Here is a 14,279-nt window from a genome sequence, read left to right on the forward strand (position 1 = left end):
GACCAATGGGCAACTCAATATGCCTATACGGCCTCGTACGCCGGATAAAAAAGCCGCCCACAGCGTGACCTGATAAGCGCATTGGCAAATTTAATCATCGGCGTTTTTGGCTGTATGTCACCCGAATCCCGGACAATCACGGGACACGGAAATATTTCGAAATTTCTCAATTATCTTTTTGATATTTAAGAATTTTTAAAAACAAAAAAGCACGACACCGCTAGTTATTAAAACTATAGGTGTCGTGCTTGGGGAAAGGCGTCGGCATCGCCTGGATCAGGCGCGACGGTCCTCGGCGACAAGGCTTACATCGGAGACGATATGGCCGTCGACCAACTTGACGATGCGGTCAGCCAATTGGAAGTATTGATCATCATGCGTAATGATCAGCACGGTCTTTCCGCGACGCTTGAGCTCCGGCAGCAACTCTTCATAGAAGAAGCGCTTGAACGGAGGATCCTGGTCCGCCGCCCACTCATCAAGGACATACACCGGGCGATCTTCCAGGTAGGCACACACCAGGGCCAGGCGTTTTTGCTGGCCGTAGGACAGCTCTTTGGTGGTGGAATACCCCAGCCCTTCGATCTTGATTTTTTCCGCCAGGCCCAGTGCGGCCAGGTACTTCTGCGCCTGGGCCGGATTGACCTCCTCGCCTTCAGGACCGATCAGGCGGTTGAACAGATGGAAGTCGCTGAATACCGCGGAAAACAGGTCACGGTAGTCACTGCGGGTTTCATCGTTGACGGCGACGCCGTCGAGCAATATCTGCCCGGCCTGGGGCACGTACAACCCGCATAGCGCCTTGACCAGGGTACTTTTGCCGCAACCGTTGCCGCCGATGATGTAGATCAACTCACCGCTGTTGATGGTCAGGTCGACCGGCCCCAGCGCGAAACCGTTCTCCGCGTCGGCGCCACGATAGTTCATCACCACCCCCTTGAGCGTGATCTGGCGCCAGTGCTTCTTGTGCTCCAGGCGCAGGACATTGGTGTTATCCGGCTCGTCCTGTTCGGCGTGGTGTTCGTTGATCAGGAAACCAAATTCGGCGAGACGGCTGACCGCAATCCGCCCTTGCGCCACGACCGGCATTGCACCGATCAGCAACCCCAGCGGTCCCAGGATATACATCACCGTCAACACGCTGCCGGTCATCACTTGACTGTCAGCCACCATCAGCAACGGCAACGCGAACACCAGGCTGCCGATCAGCAGTGACTGGGTGACCAGCCCCATGTTTTCCGCACCGAGGTACCACATATGCTCGATGAAATTGAAGCGCGCCACCCGCGTGGACGACTCCTTGATGGCAGAGCGGCCAAACCAGCGACGGCGAATGCCGTTGAGCTTCAACTCCTTGAGGCCGAAGACCAGCCCGTGCGTGTGTTCGTTGAAAGCGGTGAACTCATCACGCACGCGGCCGGTGAACTTTACGCCGCCGAGAAACAGGAAGACGTACAGAATCGCACCCACTGCCAACAACGCCAGGGTTAACGCAAACACCGTCCACGACAGGTAAGCCAGGTAAGCCAGGCCGCACATGAACACCGTGCATTCCACCAGGACCACGGGCATCACCAGCAGCGTCGCATTGAGCTGCGGAATATCGGTGGTCAGCAGCGTCAGCACATTGGGCGGGCCGCGCCGATCCACTTCTTCGAGGGGCGAAGAAAGGATTTTCTGGCACAACGCTATGCGCAGGCGCGTCATCAATTTCATGTTGGCGTACGCGGGAAACAAGGTCGCGCCGTTGCGAAACGCCAGCGCCACCACACTCAAACCGACAAACCAGTACAGCAAGTGCAACCGCGATCCCTGCTCGTAGATCGCCTGGTTGATCACGTTCACCACCGCGATCGCCGCCACGCCGCTGACGATGCCGGTGACCACTGAAAAGAAGGCCAGCCAGGGATGATTTTGCCAAAGCAGGCGCAAGACCGAGCCCGGCTTGGGCGGCTTCTCATGCTCTTTATTCATGGATTAACTCCTCAAATACACTCAAGACCGGGCAAGGCCCGTCAGGCAAACCGCTGCGACTGGCCAGGGTGCCGGAGCCGCAAGTGTACGGATTGCCCGGAATTCGGCTGTCCCCGAAAGCCTGTACAAAGCGTTGAGTGAGGCAAATCCATGAGGGGCAAGCGGCTGAGACCTGAATGTCCCCGCTTTCTATTACAGACCGTCGCGCAATGAGTGGGCCTAATACGGACCCGAGTTGAACCCTTCAGGAGTGAACGATGGCTGCACTGCTCGCTCACCAACAACTTATAAAAACGGCGCCATCAAGGATGATTGGACTATGGATCTGACCAGCAGTATTCGAAATGCGGACAGCCCACACTTCTATTTCATACTCGGCGAGTTGATCTCCAGTACTGACCAGGATCACTTCGCACTCAACATGCTCAAGCTGATCGACAAACTCTTGCCGGTCACGGCGTTGACGCTCAGCGAATGGACACTCGATAAGTCAAACGCTCAACTGACCGACATCAAGCCCTTGGGCAATGCCGGCGACCCCGCCGACTTCCCTGCGCCCGACGCAAGCCTTCCTGCCCATAACCCTCAATTGCTCAAGGAGGTGCTGGAGATGGAAGGCTCGCTGTTGATCCGTATGAACACGCGCGCCAAAGGTGCAGCCGGCAAGGGCACGCGCCGTGCGGCGCACCAGTGCACGCTGGCGTCACGCGACGGCAACCGGCGCTGCGTGGTGACCTTGTATCGGTCGCCCACGCACAAGGATTTTTCCTTGAGCGAATTGTCGCTGCTCAAGAACCTCTCCGAAGCCCTGCTGCCGCTGATTGAAAATTATGCCCAGTTCAGCCGCCAGAGCTCACTGCGAAAAATGGGCAGCTGGATGGCGACCCTGGTCACCCATCAGGAACCCACGCACATTCATCGCGAATTTCAAAAGCGCCTGACGTTGTGCGACATCACCCTATCGACCCGCGAACAGGAAGTTTGCCTGGGTTTGCTCAACGGCAAGACGGTGCCGGAAATAGCAGAAACGCTGCAGCTGAAAAATAGCTCTATCGAAACCTACCTCAAGCGTGCAACCGCAAAGCTTGGGGTCAGCGGCCGACATGGATTGACCCGATGGATGGTCGGCGCCTAGCGCAACTCAAGCAACGGGCGGCTACGCAGCCACCCGTGCCCCTTTTCAAATGAGGCTGGCTCATGAACAAGTTTGCTTTTTCTCTGGTAACGGTTGCAGTGGCACTGGGCGGCTGCTCGCTCATCCCCGATTACCAGCAACCGGCCGCGCCCGTGGCGCCACAGTATCCCCAAGGCCCGGCGTATGCCGCTGCCGCTGGGACGGTCAGCGAAGAAGCGGCCAGCCAGGGATGGCGCACACTGTTTCGCGACCCGGCCCTGCAGCAACTGATTCAGACCGCCCTGACCCAGAACCGCGACCTGCGTGTGGCCGCCCTGAATGTCGAAGCCTACCGCGCGCAGTACCAGATACAGCGCGCCGACCTGTTCCCGGCGATTTCCGCGGGCGTCGGCGGTACCCGCCAGCGTGTGCCGGCGAGCATTACCCGCACCGGCAAAGCGGCAATCACCTCCACCTATTCGGCGACGCTGGGGATGAGTGCGTACGAACTGGATTTCTTCGGTCGCGTACGCAGCCTCAGCGAGCAGGCGATGCAGGCTTACCTGGCCACCGAGCAAGCGCGCCGCAGCGCGGAACTGAGCCTGGTCGCCAGCGTCGCCAACGCCTACCTGACTTGGCGCGCCGACCAGGAGTTACTGGTGCTGACCCGCCAGACCCTGGCCTCCTACGAGGAAAGCCTGCGCCTGACCACCCGCAGCCTGGCGGTGGGGACCGCGTCGTCACTGGACGCCGCACAGGCGCAAACCAGTGTCGAGAACGCCCGCGCCAACCTGGCCCGCTACGAGCGTCAAGTGGCGCAGGACCGCAACAGCCTGACGCTGTTGATCGGCGGCGCACTGCCGCCATCCTTGCCGGCTCGACCGCTGGCCAGTGACTTGATCGCCCAGGTGCCTTCCGGCCTGCCGTCGGACCTGCTGCAGCGCCGGCCCGATATCCTGCAGGCCGAATACCAGCTCAAGTCCGCCAACGCCAATATCGGCGCGGCCCGTGCCGCTTTCTTCCCCAGCGTCAGCCTGACGGCGAATGCGGGCGCCTCCAGCTCCCAACTGTCCAGCCTGTTCAAGGGTGGCTCGGGCAGTTGGACGTTCCAGCCCCAGATCAACCTGCCGATCTTCAATGCCGGCAGCCTGCGCGCAAGCCTCGACTATTCCAAGCTGCAGAAAGACATCGGTATCGCACGGTATGAAAAAGCCATTCAGACGGCGTTCCAGGAAGTCTCCGATGGCTTGGCGGCCCGCCAGACCTATGACGATCAACTGAGCGCGCAACGCGACCTGGTGCGGGCGAACCAGACCTATTACGACCTCGCGCAACGTCGCTATAAAATCGGCGTGGACAGCAACCTGGTCTTTCTCGATGCACAGCGCTCGCTGTTTTCCTCGCAACAGACGCTGATCACCGACCGGTTGGCGCAACTGGTCGCCGAGGTCAACCTGTACACCGCCCTGGGCGGCGCCTGGGGAGAACCGACCCGCCTGGCCGTTGCCGAGACGCGCCCATGAGCACCTTCGAGCCCGGGCAATATGTACGCCTGCGCTCGGGGGGCAAGAGAATGCTGGTCAAACCAGCCCAGGACAGCACGCACCTGCCCAACACCACGCTGGTGCCCTGTGAATATCAAGAGAAAAAACGCACGGTCGTAGGGTTTTACATCGCCGCCAACCTCAAGTTGGCGGACGCGCCGCCGAAGGCGTCACGCGAGTGAGCACGTCGGCGCTCTGCATCAGCCCCAAGCTTGAGCTGACTTCAAATCACAACCGGACAGTTGTTGATTCATTCAAATTCTAAAGGATTGGAATATGAGCAAGATTGATTTTTCCTCAGTAAAGAAACTGGCGAACGATGCAGCGTCGTTGATGCCGTCAATCGCCGGCAAGAAAATCCTCATGGGGTTCTGGCACAACTGGCCGGCGGGTTCCAGTGACGGTTACCAGCAGGGGCAGTTCGCCAACCTCAACCTGGTGGACATCCCCAAGGAATACAACGTGGTGGCTGTGGCCTTCATGAAAGGCAACGGCATTCCCACGTTCAAGCCTTACAACCTGTCGGACGAAGAGTTTCGTCGCCAGGTCGGGGTGCTCAACAGTCAGGGCCGCGCCGTATTGATCTCCCTCGGCGGTGCCGATGCGCATATCGAGTTGCATGACGGTGACGAGCGACCGCTGGCCAGGGAAATCATCCGCCTGGTGGAAACTTATGGTTTTGATGGACTGGACATCGACCTTGAGCAGAAAGCCATTCACACCGCCAACAACAAGACCGTTTTGCCGGCTGCGCTGAAACTGGTGAAGGATCACTACGCGGGCGAAGGCAAACATTTCATTATCAGCATGGCACCGGAGTTCCCGTATCTCGTCACGACCGGGGCGTACGTCGCCTACATCCAGGCACTGGAGGGTTACTACGATTTCATCGCGCCGCAGTACTACAACCAAGGGGGCGACGGTGTGTGGGTCCAGGAAGTCAACGGCGGAAAGGGTGAGTGGATTGCCCAGAACAATGATGCGCTGAAAGAAGACTTCCTGTTTTATCTGACTGAAAGCCTGCTCACAGGCACTCGTGAATACATCAAGATTGCCGCCGACAAGTTCGTGATCGGCTTGCCTAGTAATGTCGATGCGGCGGCGACCGGGTACGTCATTGACCCCGCGGCGGTGAGCAATGCCTTCAAGCGCCTGGATGCGGCAGGGTTGTCGGTCAAGGGGCTGATGACCTGGTCGGTGAACTGGGATGACGGCCTCAACAAGCAGGGAACCCACTACAACTGGGAGTTCCGCAACCGTTACGCATCATTGATCCACGGCGACAGTGGCAATGAGCGGCCGTCGGCGCCGGGGAGCTTGTCTTCCCCAGCCCAGACGGAAGTCAGCGTGTCTTTGAACTGGAGCGCTGCCAGCGGTGTGCGCCCGATCGAGTTTTATACCTTGTATCGCAATGGCAGCCCGGTAGGCCAGACCGCCGCGTTGACCTTTACGGACAATGGCCTGACAGCGGATACCCAGTACAGCTATTTCGTCACCGCCACCGATAGCCAAGGCAACCAGTCGTTGCCGAGTGTCAGCCTGAACGTCAAGACCGCAGGTGGAATGACTGACCCGCAATACCCGGAGTGGCAACTGAATCATCACTATCGCAAGGACGATGGGGTGACGTATGAAGGCAATCGCTACGCGTGTATTCAGGAGCACACCTCCAATAGCGGTTGGGCCCCGAATGTTGCCTTTACCCTTTGGTCCAGGGTGGCGATTCAACGGCGGGCGTGATCCGCCGCAGACGATAACCAAGAGGACGCATTGCCGGCCGCATAAACAAAATGCCCGTACCTTTCGATACGGGCATTTTTGTTTATGTGCCTGGGCTGATTATCACGTGTGAAGCAATAAACCCTTCGTGGCTTTTTCCACGGCTTTTTTGGGCCCTCGAATACCGATCCCAACCAGGTTCAGATGCTGGGGGTCTTCTGCCAGAAATGCCTCACGGTTCGCCTGATCGTGGCCGGTTGAAAACATCGCAAAGACGTAGGGCACTATCGTGATATCCCGTGCCAGAGCTACGCGATGGGCAGTCTGGAGGCCCGCCAGATCGGCTTCGAATATCAGCATCGGCTGGCCCAGCATTTTTGCATAAAGGTGGCCATTCGCATCGGCATAGGCGTCGCCCATGGCTTCGGGAGCCGCCGACGCGATACCGGTTGCAAGAAATGCGACGACGTTCAAACGCTGCCAGATCTTCAAGTCGTTGCGCACGATGATCGCGACTTTGGTGTCGAACATTAGCGGCTCCAATACCGTTTTCATTGGGGGCGGGATTAGCCGGTATTATTCGCAGCAATGACGTCAGCGGCTAGAACGTTTGTGCATGCCCGCTGCGCGGCGCGCACCTCATAGGAGAAACCTGACGGTTGTTAGCTGAAACAACGTTCTTGCAACACGCTTTTCACCAGCGTGCGCGTCACCGACAAAACCTCTTCTACCTGCCTATCAAGCGCTGCTGGGGAGGCTGCGTCTTCCAGTTTGAGGACGCGCAGCGGGTGACCGCAGACTGATCCCAGCCAGGTGAGACGGGGTATCGGGCTGACTTCGACATCCAGTAAAAAGCAGCCCTTGGATACACCGCGCAGCAGTTGGCTGGCCTGACAGGGGGTTGCCGGCGCCGAGGCTGTCGGGTTGGAGCCCGATTGCAGCCAGTCGAGCATAAATGCCCTCGATTGCCGGACCGCCAGGTAGGCGACCTGATCCCAGTCGTCAATCGCCATGTGCAACGCGTCAATCAGGTATTTGGGCAAAGCGGCGCTGGTCACGATGACCACCCCGGTATCCGCCAGGGGTTCTTTCACCCAGATTGCAGACTGTGATATCGCATGCATGGTGGTACTCCCGGCAGGATTCTGGACGACTCCAGGCAGCGTTACGTTTAACCGTTACGGAACAGGAAGCTGTAGGCGTTCAGCGCCGGCACCCCGCCCAGGTGTGCGTAAAGCACTTTCGAGCCTTCGGGGAATTCACCGCGACGCACCATTTCAATCATGCCGTGCATCGATTTACCTTCGTACACCGGGTCTGTCAGCACCCCTTCAAGGCGGCCGCACAGGCGGATGGCCTCCAATGTGCCTTCGTTGGGCAAGCCATATTCGGGGTAGGCAAAACGCGTATCGAGCACCACATCCGCCTCGGTAATCTCTTGACCCAGCTCCACCAGCTCAGCGGTGTGTCGAGCGATACGCAGGATCTGTGCCTTGGTCTGTTCCGGCTTGGCCGAAGCATCAATACCAATCACTTTCCTGGAACGACCGTCGGCAGCGAAACCGACAACCATGCCCGCCTGCGTACTGCCGGTCACCGAGCAGACCACGATGTAGTCAAACTGGAAGCCCAGTTCTTTTTCCTGCTGCCGCACTTCTTCGGCAAAACCGACGAAGCCCAGGCCGCCGTAGGGGTGCTCGGAACAACCCGCCGGAATCGGAAAGGGTTTGCCACCCTGCTCCACGACATCACTCATGGCCTTTTCCCAACTTGGCCGAATGCCAATATCGAAGCCTGCTGCGTCAAGCCGCACGTCAGCGCCCATGATGCGCGACATCTCGATGTTGCCTACGCGGTCATACACTGCGTCGGAATAGTTCACCCAGTTTTCCTGCACCAGTACGCACTTCATGCCCAAGTGAGCTGCGACCGCAGCGACCTGGCGGGTCTGGTTCGACTGAATGCCACCGATGGACACCAGCGTATCGCAGCCTTGCTCGATCGCTTCGGGAATGAGGTATTCGAGCTTGCGCGTCTTGTTCCCACCAAAGGCCAGGCCGCTATTGCAGTCTTCACGTTTGGCATACAGCTCGACCTTGCCCCCCAGATGTTCACTCAGGCGCTTCAAGGGCGTGATGGGAGAAGGACCGAAGGTCAACGGATAACGTTTAAAACGATTCAGGTTCATGACTGTGCTCCTTGATAGTGGATATCCAAGCGCCAGGCCGAGAGAAAGAGGCCACATTCCGGGCTCTTTCAGGAGGGCTTCGATGAGTTAAATACTAAGAAGAATTCAGAAAATATGTGTTGCAAGTTTTTGCCATTTGGAAAAACATAATTTCCAGAAATTCACATCACACACACTTTTAATGTGTAAAACACGATATGAAAGCAACAAATAATCGCAACAAGCCGGGCGCTACAGCCCCAGAGCCGCAGCCACTGGATCGAACCGACCGCGCGATTCTCAAGGCCCTGCAACGAGATGCCTCCATCTCCAATGTGGCGCTTGCAGAGAAGGTGAAATTGAGTGCCCCGGCCTGCCTCAGGCGTGTCGAGCGGCTCAAGCAGGTCGGCCTGATCAAAGGCATCGTCGCACTGCTGGACAATGACGCGCTGGACGCGGGGATGGTGGTCTTGATCGGTGTCGTGCTGGACCGCTCCACACCGGAATCTTTCGCCGCCTTCGAGGCGGCCGCACAAAAAGTCTCCGGCTGCATGGAATGCCATGTGGTGACGGGAGAGTTCGACTACTTCATGTTGATACGGACCAAGGACAGCAACAGTTTCAACCGGCTCCACGCGGAGCAATTGCTTTACCTGCCCGGCGTTCGCCAGATTCGGTCATTCATGGGGCTGCGCCAGGTCCTGTCGACGACCCAGATTCCGTTTTGAGGCTTGAACCAGATTCGAAAGGCTGCGCGTTTTTCGTTGATCGGCGAGTTCCCGCCAGAGCCTGCCTGGAATCTGAGCAAAAAAAAGCCACTCGATTGAGTGGCTTTTTCTTTGTGTCTGGAGCGGGAAACGAGACTCGAACTCGCGACCCCGACCTTGGCAAGGTCGTGCTCTACCAACTGAGCTATTCCCGCTTGGTGTTGCGCATTCTATAGATTTATCAGAACCCGTCAACCTCTTGATTCAAAAAAGTTTATTTCTTTTCAACGGTAGTGCGCAGATGAGGCCAGGCAGCGCGCAAGTATTGGAGCATGGACCACAGGGTCAGGCCGGCCGCAATCAGCAGCAAGGCGTAGCCAATGAATACCCAGAACGAAAAGTCCGAAGGGTTGGCCAGCAGGATCACCAGGGCGAGCATTTGCGCGGCGGTTTTCCATTTACCCAGGTTCGATACGGCAACATGGGCGCGGGCGCCGATTTCGGCCATCCATTCGCGCAGGGCCGAAACGACGATCTCGCGACCGATGATCACCGCGGCCGGCAAGGTCAGCCACAGGTTACCGTGCTCCTGCACCAGCAGGACCAGGGCCACCGCGACCATGAGCTTGTCTGCCACCGGGTCGAGGAACGCGCCAAACGGCGTGCTCTGTTCCAGGCGGCGGGCCAGGTAGCCATCGAGCCAGTCGGTGGCGGCGGCAAAGGCAAATACCGAACTGGAGGCCGCATAGCTCCATTCGTAAGGTAAATAGAACAGCAAAATAAAAATTGGAATAAGCAGGACGCGTAGAACGGTGATCAGATTAGGGATATTCATCGGCACAACTGGCTACGAGGTGAGAAGGCATTCTATTCGCTGTGCAGATTCGCATAAATCAACTCAGCGAGCTTTTTACTGATACCGGGTGCTTTGGCTATTTCGTCAATGCTGGCACGGGACAGCTCCTGCAAGCCACCAAAATGTTTAAGCAGGTCGCGACGCCGTGTCGGGCCAACCCCCGCCACCCCTTCCAGGGTTGAGGTGCGCCGGGTTTTGCCACGCCGGGCGCGGTGACCGGTAATGGCAAAACGGTGGGCTTCGTCGCGAATCTGTTGAATCAGGTGCAATGCAGGTGAGTCGCCCTTCAAAGTGAACTCATGGGCGGCATCATTCAAGTACAACGTTTCGAAACCGGCCTTTCGCGTGGTGCCCTTGGCCACACCGAGCAGGATCAGATCGGGCACCGCCAGTTCGTTGAGCACGTCACGCGCCATGGACAACTGGCCCTTGCCGCCGTCCACCAGCAGAATGTCGGGCAGCTTGCCCTCGCCGTCCTTCAATTTGCTGAAGCGTCGTGTGAGCGCCTGATGCATCGCGGCGTAGTCATCGCCGGCGGTAACGCCTTCGATGTTGTAGCGCCGGTAATCGGATTTGATCGGGCCTTCCGGCCCGAACACCACACAGGAGGCCACGGTGGCCTCGCCGCTGGAGTGGCTGATGTCGTAGCACTCCAGGCGCTGCGGTGGCTCGTCCAGGTGCAGGACCTCTGCCAGGGCGTCAAAGCGTGCGGCAACGTGCTGTCGATTCGCCAGGCGTGCGCCCAGGGCCTGCTCGGCATTGGTCACGGCCAATTGCTGCCAGCGCGCCCGGGTGCCGCGTACCCGATGGCTGATATCCAGCTCACGACCACGCAGCTCGTGGATGGCCTCGATCAGCGTGGGAAAGTCTTCATGCACCACGTTGACGATCAGCTCCGACGGCAAGTCGCGCTCCGGACTGCTGACATAGTACTGGCCCAGGAACGCGGCCATGACTTCGGCGACGTCTTCGTCGATGCCGGTCTGCGGGAAGAAATTCTTGCTGCCCAGCACCCGCCCGCCCCGCACGCTGATCAGGTGCACACAAGCACCGCCCGGGTTGACGAAAGCGGCGATCACATCGACGTCACCGCTGCCACCTTCCATGCTTTGCTGGTCCTGGACGCGACGCAGCAGGGAGATCTGGTCACGCAGCTCAGCGGCGCGTTCGAAATCCAGGGTATTGGCGGCTTGCTCCATGGAAACCGAGAGCTCATCGGTGAGTGCATTACTGCGCCCCTCAAGGAACATGACGGAATGGCGAACATCCTCGGCATACTCCGCCGGCTCCACCAGGCCCACGCAGGGCGCCTTGCAGCGCTTGATCTGGTATTGCAGGCACGGCCGCGTGCGGTTCTTGTAGAAACTGTCTTCGCACTGACGCACAAAAAAGGTCTTTTGCAGCAAGCTCAGGCTTTCACGAATCGCACCGGCACTCGGGTACGGGCCGAAATACTTGCCCTTCTGCTTCTTCGCGCCCCGGTGAATACTCAGACGTGGGAAGGCGCCGTCAGATAAAAACACGTAGGGGTAGGATTTGTCGTCACGCAGCAGGATGTTATAGGGCGGACGCCATTCCTTGATCAGCGTCTGCTCAAGCAGCAGCGCTTCAGTCTCGTTGGCGGTAATGGTGGTTTCGACCTGGGCGATACGCGCCACCAGCGCAGCGGTTTTCGTCGCGAGACCGGTCTTGCGAAAGTAGCTCGCCAGGCGGTTCTTCAGGTTCTTGGCTTTACCGACATACAGCAGCCGCGCCTCGCTGTCGAACATGCGGTACACGCCGGGGCGGCCACTGCAGGTGGAGAGAAAGGCGCTCGGATCAAACGGTGTGGTCATGTCAGGCGCTGGCGTCCACCATGCCGTGGCGCACCGCGAGCAAGGTCAATTCAACATCACTGCTGATGGCAAGCTTCTCGAAGATACGATAGCGGTAGGTGTTGACGGTTTTTGGCGACAGGCACAGCTTATCGGAGATGGTCTGCACCTTCTGGCAACCCACGATCATCAAGGCGATCTGGATTTCCCGTTCCGAAAGTGCATCAAACGGCGAGTCACTGGTGGGCTGAAACGATTTGATCGCCAACTGCTGGGCGATCTGCGGGCTGATATACCGCTGGCCGGCAAACACCAGGCGAATGGCTTGCACCATCTCCGCCAGGCCCGCGCCCTTGGTCAGGTAGCCCGCCGCGCCTGCTTGAAGCAGGCGTGTTGGAAACGGGTCTTCCTCGCACACGGTCACCACCACGACTTTGATGTCCGGATGGCTGCGCAACAATTTGGTAGTGGCACCAAGACCGCCGATCCCGGGCATCTTGACGTCCATCAAAACCACATCGGGTTTCAACTCCCGGGCCTTGATCAGGGATTCCTCCCCCGATTCGGCCTGGCCGACTACTTGCAGGCCATCGATGTCAGCCAGCATTCGTGTAATGCCTGTACGAACGAGATCATGGTCATCGACTACTAGCACCCTAATCAAGCAGACACCTCGCGATATGGTCTTATAGGTTGCTGAACACCTTAGCAAAAAACCAAGGCGCAGACCTAGCTGCAAGCGTCATATATATAGAGTTTGGATACATAGCGGCCACACAGCGCGACGCGATTAGCGCAGTTTGCTGTGAGAACGGTCAGGATTTACGGGGGTGCGACCTGTTTTTTTCCTGTTCAACCCAACGCAGCGGTCAGGAAGGTGAGCGACAGACCCTTTCCATCCGCCAGAAGCAGCCTTCGTCACCGACGATACTCAAACCCATGCGCTGATAAAGCCGCCTGGCCGGGTTTGTCTTGAACACGGTCAGGCGCAGCAGACCCTGCTCGCGAGCCTTCAGCGCCATCTGCGCCAACACCCAACTGCCAGCACCTTGCCCGCGCGCACCGTCGAGCATATGCAACTCGCGGATGTACAACGCCGCGCTGTCACAACTCACGCTGATAAAACCCATGACACGCTCATCGCGGCAAACCAGCCAGTTTTCCCGACAGGCCCAGGCGGTATCAAAGCCATTATCCGACCATGACAAACCATACTGCAGGTAATAGTGGTTCATCGCCTCGTAGGTCAGGGTCCGGGCAAACAAGCGGTCCTGAGAGGTCGCTTCGCGCAGGTGAAACCCCATGAGGTTGCGCTCCTTCAACTCAAAGGTCGACTGCGTAGCCACTCCAGCCGCCGTCGGTGCGTTGGGCAACCAGGAGTGCATCGCCAACCCCCGGCGCGGCAGCCACCAGGCGCCCCTCGGCGTCCCAAATGGCACTGCGACCGGCGCAAGCCCAGCCGCCAGACGGGCCACCGTGGTTGGCCATTAACACCAGCAGGCCATGTTCAACAGCATAGCCCTGGAGCAAGGCACTGTCCGTCGCATAGCCGCCTTCGCTGATCAGCACGCCGGCGGCGTACACACTGGCGCCGGTTTGCGCGGCCTGGCGTGGATGGCTGGCGTGGGAGAAGTCAGCGCAAACCGCCAACGCAATCCGCTCGCTCCCGAACTCAAGCGCCCGGCCACCCTGCCCCGCGACAAATGCCACCTCTTCGCCTGGGTGCAGATGTTGCTTGGTGTAGACCGCCAATGAACCGTCTGCCGCCAAAACCAGTGCACCAATCGATACGCCCGCCTCTGGCGCCAGCCGGATCGGCATCCCGACCACCACCGTCAAGCGCAGTTCACGTGCGCTGTCGCGTAGCGGTGCCAGCACCCGATCGTGTGGATCAATCGCCAATGCCGCGGCCAAGGACGGCTCATACCCGGTCAACGACAACTCCGGAAATACCAGGCATTGCACACCACGCTCGGCTGCCGCCTGCATGAAGACCAGGTGCCGTTCGATATTGGCCGCGACATCACCCGCGATGGAAATCGATTGAGCCGCAGCAAGGGTCAAGGCATTCATGGTTACATCCAGGCAGTCATCAAGGTTCTGTGAGCATATCTCGGCCCATAGTCGTCAGTCCTCTCAGGCAATAGAAATTACTGATTGAATCCACCCGTGCGCCTCTAGTAAGCTCCTCCCATCTTTCGGAGACACACCATGTTGCAACTCACCCACACTCAGGTTTGCCCTGCTGCCAGCGCCCAGCGCTCGGTATCGGCTGCCCGTGTGAGCGGTTCGAGCGCAGCTGTAAGCTTTTATTTTGGGTATTGGTTTAGCCACTGGCGCGCCTGATACCTGAAATCGGCGCCCACTACTCAAGGGGTCGCCTA

14 protein-coding genes and 1 tRNA gene are annotated in these 14,279 nt (G+C 58.6%); 5 read left to right on the forward strand and 10 right to left on the reverse strand.

Annotation, left to right across the window (positions count from 1 at the left end):
* Positions 1–276: 276 nt before the first annotated feature.
* Entirely contained in the window at positions 277–1,974 is a 1,698-nt protein-coding gene (locus ACQRBV_RS25285; RefSeq protein WP_060756411.1) for a cyclic peptide export ABC transporter, read from the reverse strand.
* A 319-nt stretch (positions 1,975–2,293) separates the two neighbouring features.
* On the opposite strand from ACQRBV_RS25285, the gene ACQRBV_RS25290 reads away from it, so the two are divergent.
* From ACQRBV_RS25290 to ACQRBV_RS25305, 4 genes are all read left to right on the forward strand, one after another.
* Positions 2,294–3,109 carry a helix-turn-helix transcriptional regulator gene (locus ACQRBV_RS25290; protein ID WP_411984693.1) on the forward strand — a complete coding sequence of 272 codons (816 nt, stop codon included), beginning with the start codon at positions 2,294–2,296 and terminating at the stop codon, positions 3,107–3,109.
* Between the two features lie 62 nt (positions 3,110–3,171).
* Positions 3,172–4,611, forward strand: coding sequence for an efflux transporter outer membrane subunit (locus tag ACQRBV_RS25295; RefSeq protein WP_411984694.1), 1,440 nt, complete (start codon positions 3,172–3,174; stop codon positions 4,609–4,611).
* Positions 4,608–4,814, forward strand: coding sequence for a hypothetical protein (locus tag ACQRBV_RS25300; protein ID WP_060756414.1), 207 nt, complete (start codon positions 4,608–4,610; stop codon positions 4,812–4,814). The genes ACQRBV_RS25295 and ACQRBV_RS25300 overlap by 4 nt, the downstream gene beginning before the upstream one ends.
* A gap of 94 nt (positions 4,815–4,908) precedes the next feature.
* Positions 4,909–6,372 (forward strand): carbohydrate-binding protein, encoded by a 1,464-nt coding sequence (locus tag ACQRBV_RS25305; protein ID WP_411984695.1) that lies wholly within the window; start codon positions 4,909–4,911, stop codon positions 6,370–6,372.
* 102 nt (positions 6,373–6,474) lie between these two features.
* Here ACQRBV_RS25305 and ACQRBV_RS25310 read toward each other — a convergent pair whose 3' ends face one another.
* From ACQRBV_RS25310 to ACQRBV_RS25320, 3 genes are all read right to left on the reverse strand, one after another.
* Entirely contained in the window at positions 6,475–6,882 is a 408-nt protein-coding gene (locus ACQRBV_RS25310) for a DUF2000 domain-containing protein (RefSeq protein WP_205345282.1), read from the reverse strand.
* 131 nt (positions 6,883–7,013) lie between these two features.
* Positions 7,014–7,475, reverse strand: coding sequence for a transketolase (locus ACQRBV_RS25315; RefSeq protein WP_104993274.1), 462 nt, complete (start codon positions 7,473–7,475; stop codon positions 7,014–7,016).
* A gap of 47 nt (positions 7,476–7,522) precedes the next feature.
* Positions 7,523–8,539 (reverse strand): 1-aminocyclopropane-1-carboxylate deaminase, encoded by a 1,017-nt coding sequence (locus tag ACQRBV_RS25320; protein ID WP_090372028.1) that lies wholly within the window; start codon positions 8,537–8,539, stop codon positions 7,523–7,525.
* 197 nt (positions 8,540–8,736) lie between these two features.
* Between ACQRBV_RS25320 and ACQRBV_RS25325 the strand changes: the two genes are divergently transcribed.
* The gene (locus ACQRBV_RS25325; protein WP_244383881.1) at positions 8,737–9,246 is read left to right on the forward strand and encodes an Lrp/AsnC family transcriptional regulator; all 510 of its coding nucleotides are present in this window, start codon (positions 8,737–8,739) and stop codon (positions 9,244–9,246) included.
* 118 nt (positions 9,247–9,364) lie between these two features.
* Here the strand turns inward: ACQRBV_RS25325 and ACQRBV_RS25330 are convergent.
* From ACQRBV_RS25330 to ACQRBV_RS25355, 6 genes are all read right to left on the reverse strand, one after another.
* Positions 9,365–9,440 (reverse strand) — tRNA-Gly (locus ACQRBV_RS25330).
* A 59-nt stretch (positions 9,441–9,499) separates the two neighbouring features.
* Positions 9,500–10,060 carry a CDP-diacylglycerol--glycerol-3-phosphate 3-phosphatidyltransferase gene (pgsA, locus tag ACQRBV_RS25335; RefSeq protein WP_060756420.1) on the reverse strand — a complete coding sequence of 187 codons (561 nt, stop codon included), beginning with the start codon at positions 10,058–10,060 and terminating at the stop codon, positions 9,500–9,502.
* A 32-nt stretch (positions 10,061–10,092) separates the two neighbouring features.
* Positions 10,093–11,916: an excinuclease ABC subunit UvrC gene (gene uvrC / locus ACQRBV_RS25340; RefSeq protein ID WP_161550157.1), complete on the reverse strand. Its 1,824-nt coding sequence runs from the start codon at positions 11,914–11,916 to the stop codon at positions 10,093–10,095.
* A 1-nt stretch (position 11,917) separates the two neighbouring features.
* On the reverse strand, positions 11,918–12,559 hold the full coding sequence (gene gacA / locus ACQRBV_RS25345; protein ID WP_003190387.1) for a response regulator transcription factor GacA: 642 nt from the start codon (positions 12,557–12,559) through the stop codon (positions 11,918–11,920).
* 205 nt (positions 12,560–12,764) lie between these two features.
* Positions 12,765–13,199, reverse strand: a complete 435-nt coding sequence (locus ACQRBV_RS25350; RefSeq protein WP_205345285.1) for a GNAT family N-acetyltransferase — start codon at positions 13,197–13,199, stop codon at positions 12,765–12,767.
* Between the two features lie 19 nt (positions 13,200–13,218).
* Positions 13,219–13,968 (reverse strand): carbon-nitrogen hydrolase family protein, encoded by a 750-nt coding sequence (locus ACQRBV_RS25355; protein ID WP_244698212.1) that lies wholly within the window; start codon positions 13,966–13,968, stop codon positions 13,219–13,221.
* Positions 13,969–14,279 lie beyond the last annotated feature (311 nt).

The organism is Pseudomonas sp. R11F (assembly GCF_050312575.1).
Classification (GTDB): domain Bacteria; phylum Pseudomonadota; class Gammaproteobacteria; order Pseudomonadales; family Pseudomonadaceae; genus Aquipseudomonas; species Aquipseudomonas palleroniana.

What these genes read in the sequence shown, in the direction of transcription:
- ACQRBV_RS25285 (WP_060756411.1), bottom strand. Translation starts at nt 1,974, where the DNA reads ATGAATAAAGAGCATGAGAAGCCGCCCAAGCCGGGCTCGGTCTTGCGC.
- ACQRBV_RS25290 (WP_411984693.1), top strand. Translation starts at nt 2,294, where the DNA reads ATGGATCTGACCAGCAGTATTCGAAATGCGGACAGCCCACACTTCTAT.
- ACQRBV_RS25295 (WP_411984694.1), top strand. Translation starts at nt 3,172, where the DNA reads ATGAACAAGTTTGCTTTTTCTCTGGTAACGGTTGCAGTGGCACTGGGC.
- ACQRBV_RS25300 (WP_060756414.1), top strand. Translation starts at nt 4,608, where the DNA reads ATGAGCACCTTCGAGCCCGGGCAATATGTACGCCTGCGCTCGGGGGGC.
- ACQRBV_RS25305 (WP_411984695.1), top strand. Translation starts at nt 4,909, where the DNA reads ATGAGCAAGATTGATTTTTCCTCAGTAAAGAAACTGGCGAACGATGCA.
- ACQRBV_RS25310 (WP_205345282.1), bottom strand. Translation starts at nt 6,882, where the DNA reads ATGTTCGACACCAAAGTCGCGATCATCGTGCGCAACGACTTGAAGATC.
- ACQRBV_RS25315 (WP_104993274.1), bottom strand. Translation starts at nt 7,475, where the DNA reads ATGCATGCGATATCACAGTCTGCAATCTGGGTGAAAGAACCCCTGGCG.
- ACQRBV_RS25320 (WP_090372028.1), bottom strand. Translation starts at nt 8,539, where the DNA reads ATGAACCTGAATCGTTTTAAACGTTATCCGTTGACCTTCGGTCCTTCT.
- ACQRBV_RS25325 (WP_244383881.1), top strand. Translation starts at nt 8,737, where the DNA reads ATGAAAGCAACAAATAATCGCAACAAGCCGGGCGCTACAGCCCCAGAG.
- pgsA (WP_060756420.1), bottom strand. Translation starts at nt 10,060, where the DNA reads ATGAATATCCCTAATCTGATCACCGTTCTACGCGTCCTGCTTATTCCA.
- uvrC (WP_161550157.1), bottom strand. Translation starts at nt 11,916, where the DNA reads ATGACCACACCGTTTGATCCGAGCGCCTTTCTCTCCACCTGCAGTGGC.
- ACQRBV_RS25350 (WP_205345285.1), bottom strand. Translation starts at nt 13,199, where the DNA reads ATGGGGTTTCACCTGCGCGAAGCGACCTCTCAGGACCGCTTGTTTGCC.
- ACQRBV_RS25355 (WP_244698212.1), bottom strand. Translation starts at nt 13,968, where the DNA reads ATGAATGCCTTGACCCTTGCTGCGGCTCAATCGATTTCCATCGCGGGT.